The sequence below is a fragment of the Anabaena sp. 90 genome (assembly GCF_000312705.1).
In the GTDB taxonomy this organism is placed as follows: Bacteria; Cyanobacteriota; Cyanobacteriia; order Cyanobacteriales; family Nostocaceae; genus Dolichospermum; species Dolichospermum lemmermannii.
In genome coordinates, this window is sequence record NC_019427.1 from 2,925,671 (window position 1) to 2,947,645 (window position 21,975).

General features: G+C 40.0%; 17 protein-coding genes and 2 pseudogenes. 5 read left to right on the forward strand and 14 right to left on the reverse strand.

The features are described 5' to 3' along the window. The first annotated feature begins 263 nt into the window (after positions 1 to 263). Complete coding sequence (locus ANA_RS12715) at positions 264 to 683, forward strand: DUF3110 domain-containing protein (protein WP_015080465.1); 420 nt, start codon at positions 264 to 266, stop codon at positions 681 to 683. 7 nt (positions 684 to 690) lie between these two features. Here the strand turns inward: ANA_RS12715 and ANA_RS27705 are convergent, their stop codons facing one another. After that, the gene (locus tag ANA_RS27705) at positions 691 to 921 is read right to left on the reverse strand and encodes a hypothetical protein (RefSeq protein ID WP_235081828.1); all 231 of its coding nucleotides are present in this window, start codon (positions 919 to 921) and stop codon (positions 691 to 693) included. Beyond that, positions 912 to 1,037, reverse strand: coding sequence for a hypothetical protein (locus tag ANA_RS28235; protein ID WP_256370277.1), 126 nt, complete (start codon positions 1,035 to 1,037; stop codon positions 912 to 914). The genes ANA_RS27705 and ANA_RS28235 overlap by 10 nt, the downstream gene beginning before the upstream one ends. Before the next feature lie 18 nt (positions 1,038 to 1,055). Here ANA_RS28235 and murQ point away from each other — a divergent pair, with 18 nt between their 5' ends. Further along, entirely contained in the window at positions 1,056 to 2,003 is a 948-nt protein-coding gene (gene murQ, locus ANA_RS12720; protein WP_015080466.1) for an N-acetylmuramic acid 6-phosphate etherase, read from the forward strand. A gap of 166 nt (positions 2,004 to 2,169) precedes the next feature. Here murQ and rpiA read toward each other — a convergent pair whose 3' ends face one another. Continuing rightward, positions 2,170 to 2,880 carry a ribose-5-phosphate isomerase RpiA gene (gene rpiA, locus ANA_RS12725; protein WP_015080467.1) on the reverse strand — a complete coding sequence of 237 codons (711 nt, stop codon included), beginning with the start codon at positions 2,878 to 2,880 and terminating at the stop codon, positions 2,170 to 2,172. A gap of 312 nt (positions 2,881 to 3,192) precedes the next feature. On the opposite strand from rpiA, the pseudogene ANA_RS12730 reads away from it, so the two are divergent. Further along, a pseudogene (locus tag ANA_RS12730) lies at positions 3,193 to 3,888 on the forward strand (S-layer homology domain-containing protein). On the opposite strand, the gene ANA_RS12735 reads toward ANA_RS12730, so the two are convergent. From ANA_RS12735 to ANA_RS12750, 4 genes and pseudogenes are all read right to left on the reverse strand, one after another. Further along, the gene (locus tag ANA_RS12735) at positions 3,885 to 5,102 is read right to left on the reverse strand and encodes a M20 family metallopeptidase (RefSeq protein ID WP_015080468.1); all 1,218 of its coding nucleotides are present in this window, start codon (positions 5,100 to 5,102) and stop codon (positions 3,885 to 3,887) included. The pseudogene ANA_RS12730 and the gene ANA_RS12735 overlap by 4 nt on opposite strands. Positions 5,103 to 5,172: 70 nt before the next feature. Then, complete coding sequence (gene bioD / locus ANA_RS12740; RefSeq protein WP_041458052.1) at positions 5,173 to 5,850, reverse strand: dethiobiotin synthase; 678 nt, start codon at positions 5,848 to 5,850, stop codon at positions 5,173 to 5,175. A gap of 58 nt (positions 5,851 to 5,908) precedes the next feature. Then, positions 5,909 to 7,134, reverse strand: a pseudogene (locus ANA_RS12745) (RNA-guided endonuclease InsQ/TnpB family protein). A gap of 290 nt (positions 7,135 to 7,424) precedes the next feature. Beyond that, positions 7,425 to 9,107: a serine/threonine-protein kinase gene (locus ANA_RS12750; protein WP_015080471.1), complete on the reverse strand. Its 1,683-nt coding sequence runs from the start codon at positions 9,105 to 9,107 to the stop codon at positions 7,425 to 7,427. Positions 9,108 to 9,652: 545 nt separating this feature from the next. Here ANA_RS12750 and ANA_RS12755 point away from each other — a divergent pair. Next, entirely contained in the window at positions 9,653 to 10,669 is a 1,017-nt protein-coding gene (locus tag ANA_RS12755) for a ribose-phosphate pyrophosphokinase (protein ID WP_015080472.1), read from the forward strand. Between the two features lie 163 nt (positions 10,670 to 10,832). On the opposite strand, the gene ANA_RS12760 is transcribed toward ANA_RS12755, so the two are convergent. The 3 genes from ANA_RS12760 to ANA_RS12770 form a co-directional block, all read right to left on the reverse strand. Then, a complete protein-coding gene (locus tag ANA_RS12760) occupies positions 10,833 to 11,405 on the reverse strand; it encodes an HD domain-containing protein (RefSeq protein ID WP_015080473.1) in 573 nt (190 codons plus the stop codon). Between the two features lie 106 nt (positions 11,406 to 11,511). After that, positions 11,512 to 12,147: a hypothetical protein gene (locus ANA_RS27710; protein ID WP_235081829.1), complete on the reverse strand. Its 636-nt coding sequence runs from the start codon at positions 12,145 to 12,147 to the stop codon at positions 11,512 to 11,514. A 50-nt stretch (positions 12,148 to 12,197) separates the two neighbouring features. Then, positions 12,198 to 12,800: a serine/threonine protein kinase gene (locus ANA_RS12770; RefSeq protein ID WP_015080475.1), complete on the reverse strand. Its 603-nt coding sequence runs from the start codon at positions 12,798 to 12,800 to the stop codon at positions 12,198 to 12,200. A 284-nt stretch (positions 12,801 to 13,084) separates the two neighbouring features. On the opposite strand from ANA_RS12770, the gene typA reads away from it, so the two are divergent. After that, complete coding sequence (typA, locus tag ANA_RS12775; protein ID WP_015080476.1) at positions 13,085 to 14,875, forward strand: translational GTPase TypA; 1,791 nt, start codon at positions 13,085 to 13,087, stop codon at positions 14,873 to 14,875. 77 nt (positions 14,876 to 14,952) lie between these two features. Here the strand turns inward: typA and ANA_RS12780 are convergent, their stop codons facing one another. The 4 genes from ANA_RS12780 to ANA_RS12800 all read right to left on the reverse strand — a co-directional run bounded on the left by ANA_RS12780 (position 14,953) and on the right by ANA_RS12800 (position 21,946). Beyond that, positions 14,953 to 17,562 (reverse strand): chloride channel protein, encoded by a 2,610-nt coding sequence (locus ANA_RS12780; RefSeq protein WP_015080477.1) that lies wholly within the window; start codon positions 17,560 to 17,562, stop codon positions 14,953 to 14,955. Between the two features lie 306 nt (positions 17,563 to 17,868). Further along, positions 17,869 to 18,222, reverse strand: coding sequence for a hypothetical protein (locus tag ANA_RS12785; RefSeq protein ID WP_015080478.1), 354 nt, complete (start codon positions 18,220 to 18,222; stop codon positions 17,869 to 17,871). Between the two features lie 904 nt (positions 18,223 to 19,126). After that, a complete protein-coding gene (locus ANA_RS12795; RefSeq protein ID WP_015080479.1) occupies positions 19,127 to 20,530 on the reverse strand; it encodes a serine/threonine-protein kinase in 1,404 nt (467 codons plus the stop codon). A 102-nt stretch (positions 20,531 to 20,632) separates the two neighbouring features. After that, positions 20,633 to 21,946, reverse strand: a complete 1,314-nt coding sequence (locus ANA_RS12800) for a TldD/PmbA family protein (protein WP_015080480.1) — start codon at positions 21,944 to 21,946, stop codon at positions 20,633 to 20,635. Between the last annotated feature and the right edge of the window lie 29 nt (positions 21,947 to 21,975).

Below are 21,975 nucleotides of genomic sequence, written 5' to 3' on the forward strand. Positions count from 1 at the left end.
GTGAGCGTCTCGCTCACGCGGGCAAGATGCCCACACTACTGTAGTGTCTTGCTGACCCGTATTTAATTTTCACCAGATGTCTATTAGAGTATAGCCAAATGATGGCAAAAATTACAGCTAGGTTTTTGGCAAAATTAGAGAACTATATCTTTTGGTCTATGCCTGATTTCCCGCAATCACACAAAAATTATTAGAGATTTTCCCGAATGTACAACCTAGAACTTTAAGATAAATTAGAGAACTAATCAATCAAGGGATGGATAATGCGTGTTTTTGTACTGATTTTCAATGCTGGTACTGATAATGAAGGAATTCACAGCATTCGGATTAGCAATGGCCAAGGTTTAGAAGGCAATAAAATCCTCATGTTTGAATCAGAGGACGATGCCACCCGTTTTGCTTTAATGTTAGAAGCTCAAGACTTCGCTATCCCGACAGTGGAGATGATGAATGCTGATGATGTTCAGGAATTTTGCCAAAGCACTGGCTATACTTGGGAAATTGTGGCTGAAAACAGTGAATTAGTAATTCCACCCGAAACGAACGTGGAACAAACTGATTGGCAAGCCCAAGCACAAATAGAGGATGCTGATAAAAACTTCTTCCCTACCAGTCTATCTGCCCCAGAAAGTGTTAATTCTGATTTAGACAGTATTCGTCGTCAACTGGAAGGTTTATTGTAGTTTGTTATTAGTTATTAGTTATTGGTGATTGGTGATTGGTGATTGGTGATTGGTGATTGGTGATTGGTGATTGGTGATTGGTGATTGGTGATTGGTGATTGGTGATTGGTGATTGGTGATTGGTCGTAAATAACAACTGACAACTGACAACTGACAACTGTACGGGCGAAGCATTTGGAGAACTATTTTTGGCAATGACCGATAATTTATCTTCCAAATGCTTCGCCCCTACTGACAACTGACAACTGACAACTGTACGGGCGAAGCATTTGGAGAACTATTTTTGGCAATGACCGATAATTTATCTTCCAAATGCTTCGCCCCTACTGACAACGGACAACTGACAACTAACAACTGACACAGTATACACAAATGACAAATTTCCAGGAACGCGGGCATCTGCTCACCGAACAAGTTAATCCCCATAGTCTCAATTTAGACCAGCTCAACTCTTTAGAATTGGTAGAATTATTTAATAGCGAAGACCAAAAGGCAGTAGCAGCAGTAGCAGCGGCTAAAGTTCAGTTAGCAGCAGCTATTGACCTCGCAGCAGAAAAACTGCGTCAAGGTGGCCGTTTATTTTATGTGGGTGCAGGGACAAGTGGCAGATTAGGAGTATTAGATGCTGCCGAGTGTCCACCTACTTTCTGTACTTCCCCAGAATTGGTACAAGGGATTATTGCTGGTGGTGCGGGAGCATTAGTCCGCAGTTCCGAGGATTTGGAAGATCGAGCGGAAGATGGGGAAACTGCGATCGCGCAACGACAAATCACGCAACTGGATGTAGTCGTCGGCATCACGGCTGGGGGAACAACGCCTTTCGTTCACGGTGCCATTAATGCAGCGCGTCAACGGGGGGCTAAGACTATTTTTATAGCCTGTGTTCCCACAGAACAAGTCGGTATTGAAGTTGATATTGATATTCGTTTATTGACAGGACCAGAAATTTTAGCTGGTTCTACTCGCTTAAAAGCGGGGACGGTGACAAAATTAGTGTTAAATACCCTTTCGACTGGGGTAATGGTTAAACTAGGTAAAGTGTATGGGAATCGCATGGTTGATGTCGCTGTCACGAATCAAAAATTACATGATCGCGCTTTACGGATCTTACAAGACTTAACTAGTTTAAGTCGAGAAGCAGCCGGGTTTTTACTAGAACATAGTGGTAAATCGGTTAAATTGGCATTATTAATGCACTGGACTGGTTTAGACCAAGAATTTGGGAAACAACTACTAGCCAGCCATCAAGGCAATCTTCGACTGGCTGTAACTAGCTGTCAACCAGACATAAAAGCCAAGAATAAGAAAAGTCAGGAATAATTCAATCTAAATTCTGATTCGGTGACGAACTGTTTTTTTCGGGCTACGCATCTTTTAAAAACATCTTTTTTTTGACAGAAGCTCTAAACTGGTGCAAATGAGTGTTTCTTATCTGTTCCCAGTTAAGAGTTTCCTTCTTTTGTAATTTATGTGATTAGGTACTAATTTAAAGTTGTCTGACTACAGGTTTACCGTCAATAACTTCACCAACAAGCACGATATCTGCACAATTGACGAAAATGCCATTTTCCAAAACACCAGGAATATTATTCAGGGTTTTTTCCAGGTTTACAGGGTCATCAATGCTATCGAATGTGACATCCAAAACCATGTTACCTTGATCAGTGATCACAGGTCCGGCTTTTCTCACACCCATCCGCAATTCTGGCTTACCACCAAGTGCTTTAATGGCATTAGTGACGGGGGTAAGTGCCATAGGAATAACTTCAACTGGTACAGCGAAACTAGAACCCAAGCGCTCTACTAACTTACCACCATCAACGACGACAATAAACTGTGTTGCTAGGTAATCTACAACTTTTTCGCGGGTATGTGCCGCACCACCACCTTTAATCAAGTTTTTGTGGGGGTCTACCTCATCTGCCCCATCTATGGCAATATCAATATGGTCTACAGCGTCTAAAGTGGTGAGGGGAACGCCATACTCTTTTGCTAACACTTCTGATTGAAATGAGGTGGGGATACCGACAATATCTTTGAGTTCCCCTGATTTGAGGCGTTCTCCTAAATACTGAATGGTGTAAGCTGTGGTTGAACCTGTACCCAAACCAACTATTGAACCGGATTTTACTAAATTGGCGGCCGCTTTGCCAACTTCTTGCTTCATCAATTTAACTGGATCTGCTGGTATGGACATTCTTTAACTCCTGAACAATTAAGGCTATAGAAAATACTATCACAGCCAACTATATTATAAAATTGGTAATGAGAATTTAGAATTTAGAATTTAGAATTTAGAATTTAGAATTGAGGATTGAGAACTAAAACTCCCTTGATTTTTGATTTCTGAGCGAAATTTTGGATTTTATTTACAGACAATTTGTTATAAAGATAAAGGTTTATCAATTATATTTAAAAAATCTTTATTTTTAATTATCTAGAAAATCAGCAACTTCAATTATGCAATCACCGTCAATATTAGTAATACAGTTATAAAATAATAGTCGCAATGAAAAAATTACTAGGGATATTGACTTTAATCACACTTCTCCAAAATTCCCCAATTATTGCCCAAGAACAATCACTAGATCCAATACCTGTTACCAGTTCAGAATATATCCAAAAGGTAGTTGATTCTAAGTTAATGGATAATTTTCCCGATGGTAAATTTTATCAGGATAAGTTAATTAGTCGTGCAGAATTAGCGTCAATTTTAGTGAAGGCATTTTATTTAGATAAACGGGCTATTCTGCCAGAAAAAAAATCTGTATTCATCCCGGATGTTCCTCCTTCTCATTGGGCATATAAAGATGTTCAGATAGTTTTGAAAACTGATATTATGAAAGGTTATCGAGGAAATCTATTTTTCCCAAATCAACGGGTTACTAGAGGTGAAGGTTTAGCGATTTTTGCCCAAGCTTATGGGGTTTTCCAATTTCCTGATCAAAGCGTTGATAAGATTCTCTCATCACATCCAGATGCCATAAATATACCTGATTGGTCTAGAAAAGCGAACTGACAAGTCAGCGCTTACGCTATCGCTACAGTCATTGCTGAAGAATTTGTGAATATGGATACACAAGGTAATATTTACCCACTAAGCCCCATGACAAGAGGAGATTTAGCTTATGTGCTGAGTAAGTATTTACAACGTCAACAGCAGGAATCAGAAACACCTGTAATTCCCAGTATTTCTCCATTTTAAGCCAAAAACTTGTTTACACAGCGAACAAACATTTCCACACCCATTGGTAAAGCCGTTTCATCAAAATCAAATCGGGGATGATGATGAGGATAATCTAATTTTTTCTCTGGATTTGCAGAACCAAGAAAAAAGTAACAACCGGGAACTTCTTGCAAGAAAAATGACATATCTTCCCCACCCATTGTTTGACACTCAGGAACGATACCAATGGGGGTTTCTATCACTTCCTCTGCAACTGAACGAACTAATGCCGCGATTTCCGTATCATTGATAACTGGTGGATAAAGATGAATATAATCTAAGTCATAATTTGCACCGTGACTTTGACAAATTCCCCCAACAATTTGTTGAATGCGTTCTTTAAAAAAACCTGCTAAATCAGGATTAAAATATCTCACTGTCCCACCCATTCTTGCGGTATCAGCAATCACATTAACTGCTGTGCCGGCGTGGAGTTCTCCCACTGTCACCACAGCCGCATCAATGGGGTTAATATTACGGGAAACAATAGTTTGTAAAGCATTGACTATTTGCGCCGCTATCACGATAGAATCTACTGTTTGCTGAGGAATTGCCCCATGTCCACCTTTACCAAAAATGGTGCAGCGAAACAATTCTACAGCGGCCATTAATGCCCCAGCGCGGACTCCCACAGTTGCCAATGGCAGATTATTCCATAAGTGTAAACCGATAATGGCATCAACATCAGGGTTCTTCAATACACCTGCTGCGATCATCGGTTTTGCCCCACCGGGACCTTCTTCGGCGGGTTGGAAGATAATTTTTACTGTGCCACTAAAGTCTTGTCGGTGTTGATTGAGGTAATATGCCGTACCGAGAGCGATCGCTGTATGTCCATCATGTCCACAAGCGTGCATCACACCATCATGTTGAGAACAATAGGGAACTTCATTCTCTTCTTGAATAGGTAAAGCATCCATATCCGCCCGTATTGCTAATACTTTACCATGTCCAGATTTTTCACCTTTAATAATCGCCACAATTCCCGTTTCTGCAATACCTGTTTGATGTGCAATTCCCCAACTTTGCAACTTTTCGGCAATAAACTCAGCGGTAATTTTTTCCTGAAAACCTAATTCTGGTTTTTGGTGAATTTGTCTTCTCCACTCTACTAATTGCGGTTGCAAAGCCCGAATTGCTAACCGCACATTTTTAAGATTTACCGTTGAAGCCAAAGGAAATGTAGAAACCATATTTATCAATTAAAAATTAAAAAAACTCTTCCCCATTACCTATTACCAATCACCAATTACCAATCACCCATTAGCTACAATATATTTCCCAATCTAAAGCCGCAGCAACTTTTGCAAGTTGTTCCAAATCTCTGGGATTTTCCAGATAGGGAACATAACCTAAAACGGGAATATTTGTCAATGATTGAATTAACTCTGGTGGTGTTAAATCAGCAATTTCTTCCTTGGTGCGGGGTTGGGTGTAATTAAGAATAATTCCGCGCAGATTGATTTTATGTTGCCTAGCTAATGCTACATTAGCAACAGCCTGAGCGATCGCCCCCAATCTGACCGGCACCACCAAAAAAGTCTGTAATCGCCATTCACCCGCCAAATCAGCCACCGTCAACTCATCAGTAATCGGTGAACCCAAACCCCCCAAAGATTCCACCAACACAAAATCACGTTGTTTCTGCAAAGCCAACAAAGTTCGCCAAACTATCGCTAAATCAATTTGACGATTTTCCTTAGCCGCAGCTATGGGAGGGGCTAAAGGGGCTTGAAAATACAAAGGTGTAATTTCTTCTGGTGACTGGTCCAAATTAAACAGAGTTTGGTACAGTTCCCTATCACCCAACCCCGATTGAATTGGCTTCATCATCCCCAAACTACGCTGGGGATAATATTTTTGCCAATAAGCGGCTATTGCTGCTGTGATAACAGTTTTACCAGCATCCGTATCAGTTCCCGCAATCAGTAAAGTATTCAACAACGTTTTTTGCTAAAAATGACAACTTAATTTGCTTCTTTTCTTGACACTCCCCGGTCTAAAGACACGGGGATTCTACATTCACTGACTCGCCATTAGACGACAGGTTTGCACCAATCGCCCAAGAGGGCAAATCTCCTGTAGCGTAGCTGACCGTATCCCTACCGTAGTTAATCCTAATCTTAGGATGTTGATACTAGCATTAATATCTCTATCTTCTACAAACCCGCAATGATGACAATTATGGGTTCTGGTTGATAGGGATTTTTTCACTTTTTGACCACAATTAGCACAATTTTGAGAAGTATTATGGGGAGGAACAGCAACTGTTGCCTTCCCATATTTGAGTCCAAAATATTCTACCCATTGCCGAAAAGTTGCCCAGCCAGCATCAGAAATTGATTTAGCTAAATGTCGGTTTCTTACCATGCCTTTAATATTTAAGTCTTCATAAGCTACCAAATCGTTAGACTGGATCACGGAATATGCTAATCTCTTGCAATATTCTTTTCGCTGCCTACTTACTCTTAAATGTTTACGGGCATACCTATTTTTAGCTTTTAAATAGTTCTTGGATTGTGTTTGTTTAGCTTTTTTCTTATCTCTGTCAAACTTCTTAGATTTTTTACGATTAGCTCGACTTAACTGTTTTTCTGACTTTCTATAGAATTGTGGGGCAGGTTCTACATTACCTTTTGAATCGGCAATAAAGTATTTCAAGCCCACATCTAAGCCAACTATTTGATTCGTTGGTTGGGATTCAATTCTAATTTTGACATCAATTGCAAATTGAGCATAATATCCATCAGCCCGACGGACTAAACGAACTCGCTTAATTTGTTTGATATCATAAAAATTAAGATCGTAAGTACCTTTTAATTTCAGAGTACCTATACCTTTCTTGTCAGAGAAAGTAATTGCTTTTCTGGTTTCGGATAACTTCCAGCCGGTAACTTTGTACTCAACTGAACGGCAATTCTTTTTGAATTTTGGAAATCCCTTTTTACCCTTAACTTTCTTTTTACAATTGTCGTAAAATCGAGCTATTGTACTCCAAGAACGTTCCGCAGCAGATTGTCTTGCCATTGAATTAAGTTCATCCGCAAAAGGAAATTCAGATGCCAAAATCGCGCAATATTTATTGAGATCATATTTCGTCGCACCTTTATTGTCCATCCAATATCTTAAACATTTATTTTGGATGAATTGAGATGCACGAATAGCCTCATCTATTGCGCGATACTGCCTATCTTTTCCTTTGACTTTGAACTCATAAATTATCATGGTTACTGAGCCTGTCGATAGCGTAGCGTGGCGTTAGCCATAGTATGGCTACGACCTAAACACCACGAAGCTATGCTAACTCACAAAGTATAATCTTGTCAACAGGAAAAACTTTCAGTGGAGGCTGAAGCCTCTATCTGGCTTTCATCCCTTGCCTAAAGGACAGTTGAGTTTTTCCGCAGTTCGACAAGTGTTACAGTGAGCTTGCCGAACTGCTCACTGACCACTACGCTCCAAAACTCAACTTCAAGGGTTTTCAGCCTAGTCTCTTATAATTTAACGTTAAAACGTTAATTAGTCCCATTAAACCCTGGAGTTGACGTTTCTGTAGGAGTTGGCGTTTCTGTGGGAGTTGGCGTTTCTGTGGGAGTAGGGGAAGTCGTAGGAGTTGGCGTTTCTGTGGGGGTTGGCGTTTCTGTAGGAGTTGGCGTTTCTGTGGGGGTTGGCGTTTCTGTGGGAGTTGGCGTTTCCGTTGGCATTGGTGCTTCTAAAGCTACATTCAAACTATAATTAACCTCCGAAACACCCCCAGACAAACCTAATCGAATAATATATCTCCCATCATTAGCTAATATTCCTTCATAAGAAGTAGATTGTTGATCTTGAGTATTAATGATTTCACCATTAGCAGTTAAAATCGTCAGTACAATCCCACTGTTTTCATTTACAGATACAGTTAATTTTTCCCCAACCTTACCTTGTAAACTATATTCAACCAATTCATTTTCCCTCAGTGTTCCGTCAATTGTCGCCTTGTTAGATTTGTCTAATCTCAGCCGTTGACGATTAATCACAGGTTCACTATTAGTTACTGTGGGTGTTGGAGTTGGTGTTGGTGTTAATAATGTCCCACTAGGAATAACTGGAGAAGGAAATGATTGTGGGGTTGTGATTGTTTCTGTTGCTGGACGAGACTGATTTTTCAGTGAATTCACCAAAGTCCAAGAACCAAACCCTGCTAAAATAATCACAACACCGCCAATTCCTGCCAACGCCCAAGCATTATCCAAAATAGAGCTACTTTGTCCAGAATTAACTGAAGGTTGCGGCTTTTCCGATGTTTTTGATATCGGCTCAGGACGATGCCCGATAGCGATAGTTTGTAGATGAGATAAATTAGCAGCAGGTTGGCTACTATAACCTAAGTTAAGCAGTGCCTGAGTAACATCAGCGGCACTTTGATACCGTTCCCCCGGCAGATAACTCAACATTCGCTGCAAAATTTGAGCGAATTCCGGTTTTACTGTTGCCCACTGTTGCCAATTCCATATTAGTTCCTGCTCATCAAATAAATCTGCGGGTTCTTTCCCCGTCAACAAAACTATCGTCGTCACAGCCAACGCATACAAATCACTACTAGGATATGCCCTACCCGTTTGCATTTGCTCACTAGGCGCATAACCCAATTTACCTACAGTAGTTACTGATGTGGGGACTGAGGATTGTAATTTTGTGACTAACTCCTTGACTACTCCAAAGTCAATTAATACAGGCAGGGAATCACTTTCCCGTAAAATCATATTCTCTGGGGAGATATCCCGATGAATAATTCCCTGACCGTGAATATAACTAAGAACAGGCAACAAAGTGCGTAATAAATGCAATACCTCTGCTTCAGTAAAAGTTGTGCCAACATCTTGGCGTTCTCTGAGCAAATTCCGGTAAGTCTTGCCAACGACAAAATCTTGCACTAAAAATAACTTTTCGTTTTGGGCAAATTTTTCCCGAAATTTGGGAATTTGTGGATGCTCAATTTGATACAAGATAGCAGCCTCTCGTTCAAATAACTCTTGTGCCTTTTCTCCACCGGATGTTCCCGTGCTTGGGGCAATTAACTCTTTAAGCACACAAAGTTCATTAAAGCGTCTTTGGTCTTCTGCTAGATAGGTTCTACCAAATCCCCCCTGTCCAATAATGTGAATTATGTGGTAACGATTTTGTAGGATAGTACCAACTGTAATCGGTGATTGCATGGTCTATTGATTGAATATAATAATAACAACAGAGCTAGAACTTAACAAAACTATCGCCTGTCCACAACATGACTCAAAGTGTCTCAATTGTGGCTTCCGTAATTTTCCTCAGTTACCCCGCCCACAAGGAAGTGTATACTAGAAACAAGTCTGGCATTATTCTATTCTGACATTCGGACTTTAGTCAGGACTTGTCCAATATAGTAGCAGGTATAATCCGGGATAAATAAATCAATTGGCATCCACAGCAATGTCAAAGTTGATCTTTAATGGTAGGCATTCAGCCGTCAGCTTTCCGGGAAATATATAAATATGGAAGTTCAAGGTATAGATAATTTTGCTAGGTTCTTTTTGATTCATAACATAAATATTTAATCTTCAATTCACGAGGTCGTTAATTGGTAATAAGTATCATAGAATAATTGTTTGCACTTTCGCTGCTATTTAATCGTCGGTTTTCTAACACCCCCAGGGCTAACTTGAAGATCAATATTATTTGTTTACTCAATTTCGGCTAAATTTGCTCAATCTCTGATGATATTTCTATGAATGCACTTCGAGGATCTGCTGTGCTAAGTTCTGCCACTTTACCAGTCCAGTCAATAGCAACGGGACTACCTGACAATAATCGTCTGCGGCTTTTTTCCGGTTCTGCCAATATAGCGCTGTCGCAAGAAGTCGCTCGTTATCTAGGTATGGACTTGGGACCAATGATTCGCAAAAGATTTGCGGACGGAGAACTTTATGTTCAAATCCAAGAATCTATTCGGGGTTGTGATGTCTATTTAATCCAGCCCAGTTGTCAACCCGTCAATGATCATTTGATGGAATTACTAATTATGATTGATGCCTGTCGTCGAGCATCTGCACGCCAGATTACAGCAGTAATTCCTTACTATGGTTATGCTCGTGCTGATAGAAAAACAGCAGGGAGAGAATCTATCACTGCTAAATTAGTCGCTAACTTGATTACCCAAGCAGGTGCTAACCGAGTTCTAGCAATGGATTTGCACGCAGCTCAAATTCAGGGTTATTTCGATATCCCCTTTGATCATGTATATGGTTCACCAGTTATCCTCGATTATCTCATTAGTAAAGGATTACAGGATATTGTGGTTGTTTCCCCTGATGTGGGTGGGGTCGCACGGGCTAGGGCATTTGCGAAAAAATTGAATGATGCACCTCTAGCAATTATTGACAAACGTCGTCAGGCTCATAATGTGGCCGAAGTCTTAAATGTGATTGGTGATGTGAGAGGCAAAATTGCCATATTGGTGGATGACATGATTGATACTGGCGGTACGATTGCGGCGGGGGCTAATTTACTGCGTCAAGAAGGAGCTAGTCAGGTATATGCCTGTGCTACTCATGCTGTGTTTTCACCACCGGCTATTGAAAGGTTATCAAGTGGGGTGTTTGAGGAGGTTATAGTCACTAATACTATTCCCATCCCAGAGGCTAATCAGTTTCCCCAATTAGTGACGCTTTCAGTCGCTAATCTGCTGGGAGAAGCAATTTGGCGGATTCACGAAGATAGTTCACTCAGTAGTTTATTCCGTTAATCAACAAATAACTATCTTCCCAAAGGAAGAAAAAAGGAGTCAGGAGTCAGGAGTCAGGAGTCAGGAAGAAGAAAGAAGAAAGAAGGAGTAAAAGCATGATAACTTTGTACCTCCTGTAACCTGCAATATGCTGTAAATAATGAAGGATGAAAGTTTTCGTTCTTCATTTTTTATATGCAGCTAAAATTTCTAATTCGGACACTACTCTTTCTAATTCTGCCACTAAGGGCGTAATTTGATGTTTCTGGAAAGCATCTGCTAAAGAACGATAATACCAAAGTGTGCCTTCTTTGCCACCTTGAAACCTTTCCCAAACTGCATCACCAATCATGCGATAATCTTTGAGAATTGAGCGGACATTATGGAGTTTGTCAGCGGCGGAAACTAGCAATACTTCAGGGGAAGCGGTGGCAATATGGGCAATATAGGCTTCTTTCCGGGGTTTCCAAGGGGGTTTGGGTGTGGTGTCTGCGTCTGTACAACCATCAACTATAGCAGTGACATGATCCCCAAACCGCCGGCGAATTTCTGCTCTGGTGGCTGCTCCACCTTGGTCTTCTATGGCATCATGTAGTAAGGCAGCGATCGCTTCATCTTCGTTTGCACCATATTCTAAGGCTATACTGGCTACTCCTAGTAAATGGGTAATATAGGGAATATCCCCAGCTTTGCGTTTTTGCGTGGCGTGGAGTTCATGGGCGTAGGTAAGCGCTTGGGTAAATCTTTCTGATAGCATTTTTAGTTGGATGATGTTAAGAGGAAATGAACCACGAAGGAGCGAAGGACACGAAGGAAGAGAAAGAGAAGGAAGAGAAAGAAAGAGGTTAGTGTTTTTAACTAAATTAGTATTTTGCAGTTCGACAAGCTTTATCCATCATTTCTTTTGCTAATGGATGATAACCATTATTATTTAAAAATGCTAATATTGACTCTTTTACTTGATAACTAATTGCTTCTCCTGTTGTGACTAATCTAGCAAAGTGTTCACAGTTCCAACCCAATAAACCATAATCCCAAGTTTTGAATAATTCATAAGCAATTAAACATCTATCAAGGACTTCTTTTTTCGGCAATAATGTCACTGATTCTACGCTATATGATACTGTCGGAATTCGGAATACAGCAAATCCATTTCCACCAAAGTTAAAGGCGTGGGTATCAGAGATAGTTATATGATAATGCAATGCGAGGTCTGAGCTACTTTCTTTATGATGAATTAGCAATCCTGCTGTAGAACTTTTATAATCAACATGAGTTTTAAACTCATGAATAATCTTATCTTCAATAATTTGTGTGGCGGAAAGAATAGTATTATTGCTGGTTTTTTGGATATTCAAAAGAGATAACCACTCATTTATTGACTGAGAACGATTTTCTGGCTTTAATTCCATTCCTTTAATTATCGCCTGATTTACTTTATCGCTAATACTAGAATTTATCTTTTTTGCTTCTTCTAATTCTGTACCAATTGCTCTCATTGGTGATATAGTTGGTAATTCTCCAGTTAACACAGAATACAAAGTTGCAGCTAAAGCATAAACATCTGTAAATGCTCCCCGTTTTGCTTTTTTATCATATCAATTGGTGCAAAACCATCAGCTAACATTTGCGTATGTGTTTGAGTTAAATTCTGGGAAAACTCTCGCGCAATCCCAAAATCAATTAACACTGCTTCTGATTTACCAGAACGCAACATGATATTTTGTGGTTTAATATCTCGATGTAATAAGCCATTATCATGAACTACAGTTAATGCTGATCCAATTTGCTGAATATAGCGTAATGCTTCAGTTTCAGATAAAATACCTTGATTTTCTACTACAGTTCCTAAATCTTCACCATCAATATATTCCATCACCATACACCAAAGATCATTTTCATGAATGACTTCGTATATTTGGACAATATGGGGATGACTACATTTAGCTAATTTAATCGCTTCGTTGAGAAAGTCTTGTTGAAATTTAGCAAAATCAGCACGTTTTTGGATTGCATCATTTAGAGTTTTGATAACAACGAAATTTCCCTGATTATCTCTAGCGCGATAAGTGATCCCAAAACCACCTTCACCTAATTCTTTTTCTATGGTATATTTACCATTTTGTAATTCCTGTCCTGATAACCAAGCCATAACCTGTAAATTTATAGATTTATAAGTTCATTTTGGCACAATTTTAGTTTTAAGTGCTAATTTCACGTCGTTTAGGGGTATACGCGAGTTAGCTTTATTGAAGCAAGTACCCTATATCTTAAAAATGCTCTTAATATTTATTATCAAAATAACAATATTTGTGACAATTACGCTAGAATCATTACAAGGTTCGTTACAGATGTGGTAGATAATCTCCACTTCTGTTAAAACGACCAAAAATAAGCCTCTTAATCTAAAAACCTTAAAGTTTACCCAAACCATCTATGACGCTCCCAATTCGTAACGTCGCCATTATCGCCCACGTTGACCACGGTAAAACCACCCTGGTTGATGCTCTCCTCAAACAGTCCGGCATTTTCCGCGAAGGCGAAGACGTTCCGGATTGTGTCATGGACTCCAATGATTTAGAACGGGAACGAGGCATTACAATTCTCTCTAAAAATACAGCGGTTCGCTACAAAGAAACCCTAATCAATATTGTTGATACCCCTGGACACGCTGACTTCGGCGGAGAAGTAGAACGGGTACTCGGCATGGTAGACGGTTGTATTCTGATTGTTGATGCCAATGAAGGACCAATGCCCCAAACCCGCTTTGTCTTGAAAAAGGCTTTGGAAAAAGGTTTGCGTCCTATCGTTGTTATTAACAAGATTGACCGGGGACAAGCTGACCCCCACATTGCTGTTGATAAGGTCTTGGATCTGTTCTTAGAATTAGGTGCAGATGAAGACCAGTGTGACTTTAAATATTTGTTTGCTTCCGGTATGGCTGGTTTCGCTAAAGAAAGCTTAGAAGCAGAATCAGTAGATATGCAGCCGCTATTTAATGCCATTCTTCGCCACGTTCCTGCACCAGTGGGAGATCCTAACAAGCCTCTACAATTACAAGTTACCACCCTAGATTATTCAGAATATTTAGGCCGGATTGTCATTGGTAAAATCCACAATGGAACTATCCGCGCTGGACAACAAGCTGCTTTGGTAGTAGAAGATGGCAGCATTGTCAAGGGCAAAGTTACCAAGTTGATGGGGTTTGAAGGTTTAAAACGGATAGAGATGCAAGAAGCTACCGCAGGTTATATTGTGGCTGTAGCTGGTTTTGCTGATGCTTATATTGGTGAAACTATTACAGATCCTAATGAACCTCTGGCTCTGCCATTAATTAAGGTGGATGAACCAACTTTGCAAATGACCTTCTGGGTGAATGATTCGCCTTTTGCTGGTCAAGAAGGTAAATTGGTAACATCTCGGCAAATCCGCGATCGCTTATACCGCGAATTAGAAACCAACGTAGCTTTGCGCGTTGAAGACACCGACTCTCCTGATAAATTCCTGGTTTCTGGTCGTGGTGAATTACACCTAGGCATCTTAATCGAAACCATGCGCCGTGAGGGTTTTGAGTTCCAAGTATCCCAACCTCAAGTAATTTACCGTACAGTTAACGGTCAAAATTGCGAACCTTTTGAACTTCTAGCATTAGATGTTCCCGCGGACGCAGTTGGTAGCTGTATTGAACGCTTAGGACAACGGAAAGCGGAAATGCAAGATATGCAGCCTGGTGGTGGCGATCGCACCCAACTAGAGTTTATCGTAGCAGCCCGTGGTTTAATCGGTTTCCGAGGTGAATTCATGCGAATGACTCGCGGTGAAGGCATCATGAACCACAGTTTCCTTGATTATCGTCCCCTTTGTGGTGATATTGAAGCCCGGAACAAAGGCGTTCTCATCTCCTTTGAAGAAGGTGTTTCTACTTCCTACGCGATGAAAAACTGTGAAGATAGAGGCGCATTCTTTATCAGTGAAGGAACTAAGGTTTACAAAGGGATGATTATTGGTGAACATAATCGTCCCCAAGATTTGGAATTGAACGTTTGTAAAACGAAGCAGTTAACCAACCACCGTTCATCTGGTGGTGAAGAACTTACTCAGTTACAAACACCCATAGACATGAATTTGGAAAGAGCTTTGGAATACATTGCTCAAGATGAATTGGTGGAAGTTACACCTGAATCTATTCGTCTTAGGAAGATGTCCAAGAAATTGGTGAAACGTTAAGATCTGTAGGGGTGGGTTTTCCCACCCTGATTAAATTTATAAACTCATATAAATCAGGTAAATCACACAAATCATAGTTAAGAAATTGCACTTCTGACTAAAATTACGGTACTATCAACACCAGATGCGATTGCTTCGGGAATATTACCTTGAATTGCTTGTTGTAATAATCCCTCACGAGAAGCACCCAAAACTACAACGTCGAAATCTTCAGTTTTGACTAATTCAATGACTCCAGCGGTAACAGATTCAGCTTGCAAAGATGCAGCGACAACATTACTTTGTAAATTGCGGTGACGCATGAATTGGCGAGTAGATTCCTCTAAAACCGTCATATCTGGTGCAACTTCCCCAGGTTTAACTACCTGAGTTAAGCGGATTTCTATGTCGTTTTCCAAAGTTACTAAAGCAGGTAATAATTTAATGGCAATAGGTGCATTTGGTCCTCCAGCCATTGGTATTAACCAGCGTTTAAATTGCTGGTAGGAATGGAAATTATTGCCTAATTTGACCAAGACAACATCACAGTTTGCTTGACGAATTATAGTATCTACTACGCTGCCAAAAATCCTGCCAGGGGTAGATGTATTTCCCTTCCAACCCATGAAAATTAAGTCTATATATCGTTCCTTGGTAGTTTCTAAAATAGCTTGGGCGATATCATGGGCGACACGAATTTGGGTATGAATGGGAATGTGCAGTTTTTTGGCTAAACCTTCGGCTTGTCGGAGTAAGCGGCGACTTTTAGCGGTGTTAACTGGGGTTTCCGCTGGAGAAACATGACGGGATACTAAGATGATTTGTAAACATTCTATTTCATAATGGCGATCGCGGGCGATCGCAGCAGCCATTTCTAGTAATGCGGGGGCGGTTTCCGGGTTAGCAATGGTAACTAATAATCTCCCTCTCCCAATACTAGGCGATCGAGTTTGGTATACTAGATAGGAAGGTTCAGCTTGGGGACCTGTCACCCCGGTTTCACCATTCAAATGATTTGCTTCCGTACGGATAATATCTGCACGGGTAATAATCCCAATTAATTTTTGTCCATCTACCACAGGTAAGCGACTAATTTGATATCTATTTAATAAATAGAGAACATGACTTAATCTATCTGCTGGTGTGACTGTCACCGGTTTGGGTGTCATAATCTCTCTTAAAAGAGTCTCATGGGGTGAGAGATGATTACGGATTTTCTGTAAATCTGTCTGGGAAACTAATCCTACTAATTTATTATTTTCTACCACAGGAAAGCCGCGATGATGGGAACGGGAAAAGGCTTTAATAACTTCATCTCCTGTCATTTCTGCTTCTAGGGTTTCCACGGAGGGCTGCATTACATCCTTAGCAGTTAATTGAGTTAATATTCCCTCTGTGGGGCTATCTTTTTTAATAATGATACCATTTAATGTGAGCAGTTTTTCATACAGTGAACCCGGAACAACCTTCTCAGCCACCAGATAAGATGTCACACATACCACCATTAAAGGTAATACTAAATTGAAATCTGTCGTCATTTCAAAAACAATGACAATCGCCGTTATCGGAACTTTGGAAACCGCGCTAAAAAATCCCCCCATTCCGGCTAATGCGTAGGTAGTCGGTGAACCAAATCCAAATACTTGCAATTCACATACGCCAATAATATGTCCTAAACAAGAACCTAAAATTAAACTTGGTGCAAATAATCCTCCTGGTGCGCCCGAACCAAAGGCAATTAAGGTTAAAATAAATTGGGCAATAAAGACAATTCCCGCTAAAGGTATATTCGGTTCACTAGCAATCATAAACTCCCGCAAACCTGTATTATCCCGAAAGGTTTCTGGTAGTAAGGACATAATCAAACCAGAAGCCAAACCAGCTAAAGCCACTCGTAAAGGTAAACTAATATGTAAACGGCGATAAGCTTGAATACTGAAAATTAATCCCCGATTAAATAAAGCTGCTAATAAACCCGCTAAAATTCCTAAAATTAATAAAGCCGGAATTTCTAATAAAGAAAAACTGCTAGAATAGTCAATTAGTTTTAAGTCTAATTGCAGACTCCCACCACCCAACCACCGGGAAATTACACCACCAATAAAAGCAGCAATAATTGCCGTTCCTAAAGTTAAACCTGATAGATCTTGTAATAACTCTTCAATAATAAATAATACCCCGGCTAGAGGTGCATTAAAAGCCGCTGCTAAACCAGCCCCAGCCCCCGCTGCAATCATCTGTCGGCGATGATCTGGAGAGGTAGGAACTAAGCGACTCATTCCCGCTGCTAACCCCGCACCAACTTGAACTGTGGGTCCCTGTCTTCCCAAGGTTAACCCCGAACCCAAGGCGATTATCGAACTGATTAACTTGACAAAAGCTACTCTCCATGATAGTTTAATTGGCACATTTGCCAAAGCAGCTTTAACTTGGGGAATGCCACTACCAGCCGCTTCTGGTGCTAATCGCTGCACTAACCAACCAGAAAGAAACCCCAAACTTAGACCAATAAATGGTAGAGATATCCAGGCTGGGAAAATGTGAGTTGTATGCACTCGCCATGTCCCCAACCAGCCTGAACCTTGTTTGAGTAATACCGCAGATAAAGCGGCTACTATCCCAATTATAGATGCTTCTGCAATAGCTAAACCCTTTCTAGGTTGCCAAAAGTTCCGAAAATACTGAGTTAGCATTGTCAGGGAAATCATAATTTTTAAGTTTAAATTTTTAATCTTTAAATTTTAATTTAAAACTAACTCTTTCTTGAGTTTTTTAGATGGGTATCTTATTTCGCTTATTAAGTATTTTTACTGATAAGCTTGAATAAGAAAAGACAGTAAAATTATTAAAAAATACTATTGACAAGTTTCCAAGTTTCAGTTATAGTTTAAATATAGTGGAAATCTGTGCGCCCATATATATAGGGGTTTGCTTTTCCAAAAGTATTTTTGTCAGAATCAGGATACTCAGGATTTTAGGATTTACAGGATGTGGGTTTCAAGTATAATGATCAATTATGATTCATAAATAAAATCTGCTAAACAATTACCTAATTTTAAATTTTCTATACTTTTAAAATCACCATGTTGATCTATTTCATTAAATTGTTGAGTATTAAGTAAAAATTCAGTTTCATCTTCTTTTGTCCATGTTCCAGCAAGATAATCTAAATCATGGTAAGGATAAGAATTAGAAAGGTTTTTTTCTGCTGTTTCCAAGGTTTCTGATGGTATATTTTGGGGTGAAAAAATCCCATTTTTTACACTATTTATTTTATCTGTAAATTCTTTTATCCATTGATAAAGATTATCTAGCTCTTGTTCTGGTATTCTGTCAATTTCTGCTTGAATAAGTTTTTTTACCGTCATAAGTAATACTCCTGCTGGCAATTTATTATATTATATCTGAACGATGTCCAGGATTTGAGGATTTACAGGATGTTGTTGGATGATTTTTGGTGGGAACTTGGGGATTTTTTTGTCAGAATCAGGATATCCAGGATTTGAGGATGTACGGGATGTTATTGGATGATTTTTGGTGGGAGTTGGTGATTTTATTTGTCTGAATCAGGATATCCAGGATTTGAGGATTTACAGGATGTTGTTGGATGATTTTTGGTGGGGAGTTGGTGATTTTATTTGTCTGAATCAGGATGTCCAGGATTTGAGGATTTTCAGGATGTTGTTGGATGATTGTTTTTTGGAACTTGGGGATTTTTCAGGATGTTTTTGAATGATTGTTTTTGAATAATTTAAACCATCTATAAATTACCATCCTGTTAATCCTTTAATCCTGGACATCCTGATTCAGACAAATACAACTTTCATCACCAAATAAACCATCTATAAATTACCATCCTGTACATCCTTTAATCCTGGTTATCCTGATTCAGACAAATACAACTTTCATCACCAAATAAACCATCTATAAATTACCATCCTGTACATCCTTTAATCCCGGTTATCCTGATATGGCTAACGCCACGCTACGCTATCAGACAAATGCAAATTTCATCACCAAACAAACCATCTATAAATTACCATCCTGTACATCCTTAAATCCTGGTTATCCTGATTCAGACAAATGCAAATTTCATCACCAAACAAACCATCTATAAATTACCATCCTGTTAATCATTTAATCCTGGATATCCTGATTCAGACAAATACAACTTTCATCACCAAACAAACCATCTATAAATTACCATCCTGTACATCCTTTAATCCTGGTTATCCTGATTCAGACTTAATAATTTTCTGTAACCCTTAAATGTTACAACTTACAAGTCTCGACGCGAGAGAAGAAGACCCCAGACAAGAGAGAATCAGACCCAATCAACCCCTCAACCCCGAAAAACCACTCAATTTGTCCTAGTTGAAAGCGAAAATCCTGCGGGAGGTGGCCTTCAGATGCTTTTTTATCAAAAGTAATATCTGTGTACTTCAACCAGTTGCCCCACCGTCCCCTCCATCCTACCTTGTCCCCGAACTTCTCCCAGATGTATGAGTCATATTCTCTCGTTCCACCAAAACCTTGATAAATTCGTTTCTGCACAGAAAAACCAAATTTACCATCACTGTATTTTACCCACAACTTATCAATAATACTCAGGTCTTCACAGGGAAAATTATCAATACTTTTATCATCTAACCAACCTTCCTTTTCCCGTTTCGCAACTGCTAACATTACCCTTGTTGTTTCCTCGTCTGCTTCCTTCCATTTTCCTGCTTTGAGTAAGTCACGCAGTTTCCTATAGTCCATTCCACAAGATGATTTTAGTCCCCCCTCTTCGCTTGCGGGGAGGGGGTTAGGGGGTGGGGTTCTTCTCGGTTGAACAACAACCAAACCCAAATTTTCCCGAAACTTTAACACTGTTGGAGTCCGATTTTCCGGTTCTATTTCCATACCGTGCAAAATAGCATCATTCACCCTCTGACTAATGCGAGAATTATAATGTTTTGGTGCGGGTAAAGGTTCATTCTCATATTTCCGGTTAGTTGCGGGTACTGGACTAACTTCCCCCTCTTTGTTGAGTCCGTCAGCCGTCAGCAGATAATATAAAGTAGCAGCTAAAGCATAAACATCGGTATGGGGTCCAAAACTCCCTTTGCGACGATATTGTTCAATAGGTGCATAACCTTCTGTTAAAGAAGCTGTCATACTTTTAGTAGCAATACTGCGAGTTAAACCAAAATCAATTAAAACCGCTTCTTGTTTATTTTGGCGTAAAAGAATATTCGCAGGTTTAATATCTCTGTGTAAACTGCCTTTGGCGTGAATATATTCTAAAGCCTGACCAATTTGATCTATATATAATAGTGCTTCGCTTTCGGCAAGTTGTCCCTTTTGTCGAAGATATTGAAATAAAGTTACTCCATCAATATATTCCATCACCACGCCAAAAAGCTCACCTGCTTGAATGACTTCATGGACTTTGAGAATATGCTTATGATCAAAACCTTTAATTGTCAAGGCTTCGTTAATAAACTTAACCTGTTGTTCTGCAAAGTCCTCTTGCAATTGCATTTGCTGATTGAGAGTTTTAATGGCGTATAATTTACCCGTGCTAGGTTCTAAGGCTTTGTAGGTAGTCCCAAAACCACCGCTACCCAAAGGTTTACCTTGAATGATAAATCTACCGTTATTAATTTGTTGCCCTGGTTGCCAAATAATCATACCCTTGATAGTAGATACGGTGGAGATGAATCTAATTATATCATTGCGTTGTGTTAGATCCCCGACTTCTTGAAGAAGTCGGGGATCTGGGATGTTATAATATTAACTATTTTTCCCAGTAATGGATAGTCCTTCTACTATCAGAGATGGTGTATAACAAGAACCATTCCAATCCGCATCTCCACCTAGTTGCACCACTTGTTTCAGGGCTGTGTAGACATTCCCTGCCACCATCGTATCTTTTACCCTGCCAATTATTTGACTATTTTTGACCCGATATCCCAAATCCACATTGATGGAAAAATCACCTGATAGTCCGCTACAACTACCTAGCATTTGATCGATAATTAAGCCATCATCCATCTTGCTAATTAAGTCTAAGAGGGAAAGATCACCAGGTTGAATTAGGAAGTTAAATAGCCCTGGTGTGGGATAACTACCTAAACCGGGACGAAAACCATTACCAGTGCTACCACTGTTTAATTGTCGTCCAGTAGTGCGATCGCTATAAAAATTCCGTAAAATCCCATTTTCGATAAATACTAATGACTGGGTAGGTTGACCTTCATCATCAAAGGGACAGCTATAAGGTCCTGCTGCTGGATTTTGGTACAGGGTAAGGGTGGGGGCAATAACTGGTTTACCCAATCTATCAGCCCAGGGAGAAGCTTTTTCCAAGATGTGCTTACCATTCAAAGCTGATTGCACAGTTCCCCACAGCATATCTGCTGCTTTAGAAGTGAACAATACAGGACAGCGACCACTGGGACTAGGAATGTTATCTTTAGCCCAATTTAATCGCTGTAAAATTTGATTGGCTACTTTCTCTGGATTGAGTTGATCGCGTTGGGTTTGACCATCAGCAACACTGAGAAAATCATCACCTCTGACCCATTCTGCTGACATATAGCAGCTAAGAGTAGTGTCAGTGTGGTGAGAATTTAAACCCTTGCTGTTAATGAGTTTGGTGTTTTCTATATCGCATTCCCAGTCACTATGACAAAGAATATCTGGATAGACATCACGAATTAGGGCGATCGCCTCCTTGCCCCATTTAATCAACATTTCTACGGATACAGATGTGCCTAAATCGGGATAGGATGTCCCAGCATGAGTCCCTAATTCTACTATTTCTGGTGGATTTAATTGACTCAGTGCCAAAGATTTTTCCACCATAGCTTGGGGATCAACATCGCCATAAGCCACCGCCAAACCGGGACAACCATCCCGCCATAGCCGCAGGGCTGTCCCCTCAGCTTGACTGGTTTCTAGTTGTTTGAGACGGTTGGCTTCAAAAAAAACTGGTCGAGAAAGCGATCGTGATTGATACACTTCCGCAGCCTCAGCACCAGACTTGAGGGCAAGTTCTAGCAGTTGTTGAGCCAGTGTATCTTGTAACAAATTTTCAGAACCCATGTCCCTTTATGAATTATGGATTTTGGATA

Bases quoted from the DNA above. Each gene is read 5' to 3' on its own strand.
- ANA_RS12770 (WP_015080475.1), bottom strand. From the start codon at position 12,800: ATGGCTTGGTTATCAGGACAGGAATTACAAAATGGTAAATATACCATA.
- ANA_RS12795 (WP_015080479.1), bottom strand. From the start codon at position 20,530: ATGATTATTTGGCAACCAGGGCAACAAATTAATAACGGTAGATTTATC.
- ANA_RS12750 (WP_015080471.1), bottom strand. From the start codon at position 9,107: ATGCAATCACCGATTACAGTTGGTACTATCCTACAAAATCGTTACCAC.
- ANA_RS12780 (WP_015080477.1), bottom strand. From the start codon at position 17,562: ATGATTTCCCTGACAATGCTAACTCAGTATTTTCGGAACTTTTGGCAA.
- ANA_RS12800 (WP_015080480.1), bottom strand. From the start codon at position 21,946: ATGGGTTCTGAAAATTTGTTACAAGATACACTGGCTCAACAACTGCTA.
- ANA_RS12755 (WP_015080472.1), top strand. From the start codon at position 9,653: ATGAATGCACTTCGAGGATCTGCTGTGCTAAGTTCTGCCACTTTACCA.
- ANA_RS12760 (WP_015080473.1), bottom strand. From the start codon at position 11,405: ATGCTATCAGAAAGATTTACCCAAGCGCTTACCTACGCCCATGAACTC.
- ANA_RS12715 (WP_015080465.1), top strand. From the start codon at position 264: ATGCGTGTTTTTGTACTGATTTTCAATGCTGGTACTGATAATGAAGGA.
- murQ (WP_015080466.1), top strand. From the start codon at position 1,056: ATGACAAATTTCCAGGAACGCGGGCATCTGCTCACCGAACAAGTTAAT.
- ANA_RS12735 (WP_015080468.1), bottom strand. From the start codon at position 5,102: ATGGTTTCTACATTTCCTTTGGCTTCAACGGTAAATCTTAAAAATGTG.
- ANA_RS27710 (WP_235081829.1), bottom strand. From the start codon at position 12,147: ATGAGAGCAATTGGTACAGAATTAGAAGAAGCAAAAAAGATAAATTCT.
- ANA_RS12785 (WP_015080478.1), bottom strand. From the start codon at position 18,222: ATGACGGTAAAAAAACTTATTCAAGCAGAAATTGACAGAATACCAGAA.
- typA (WP_015080476.1), top strand. From the start codon at position 13,085: ATGACGCTCCCAATTCGTAACGTCGCCATTATCGCCCACGTTGACCAC.
- rpiA (WP_015080467.1), bottom strand. From the start codon at position 2,880: ATGTCCATACCAGCAGATCCAGTTAAATTGATGAAGCAAGAAGTTGGC.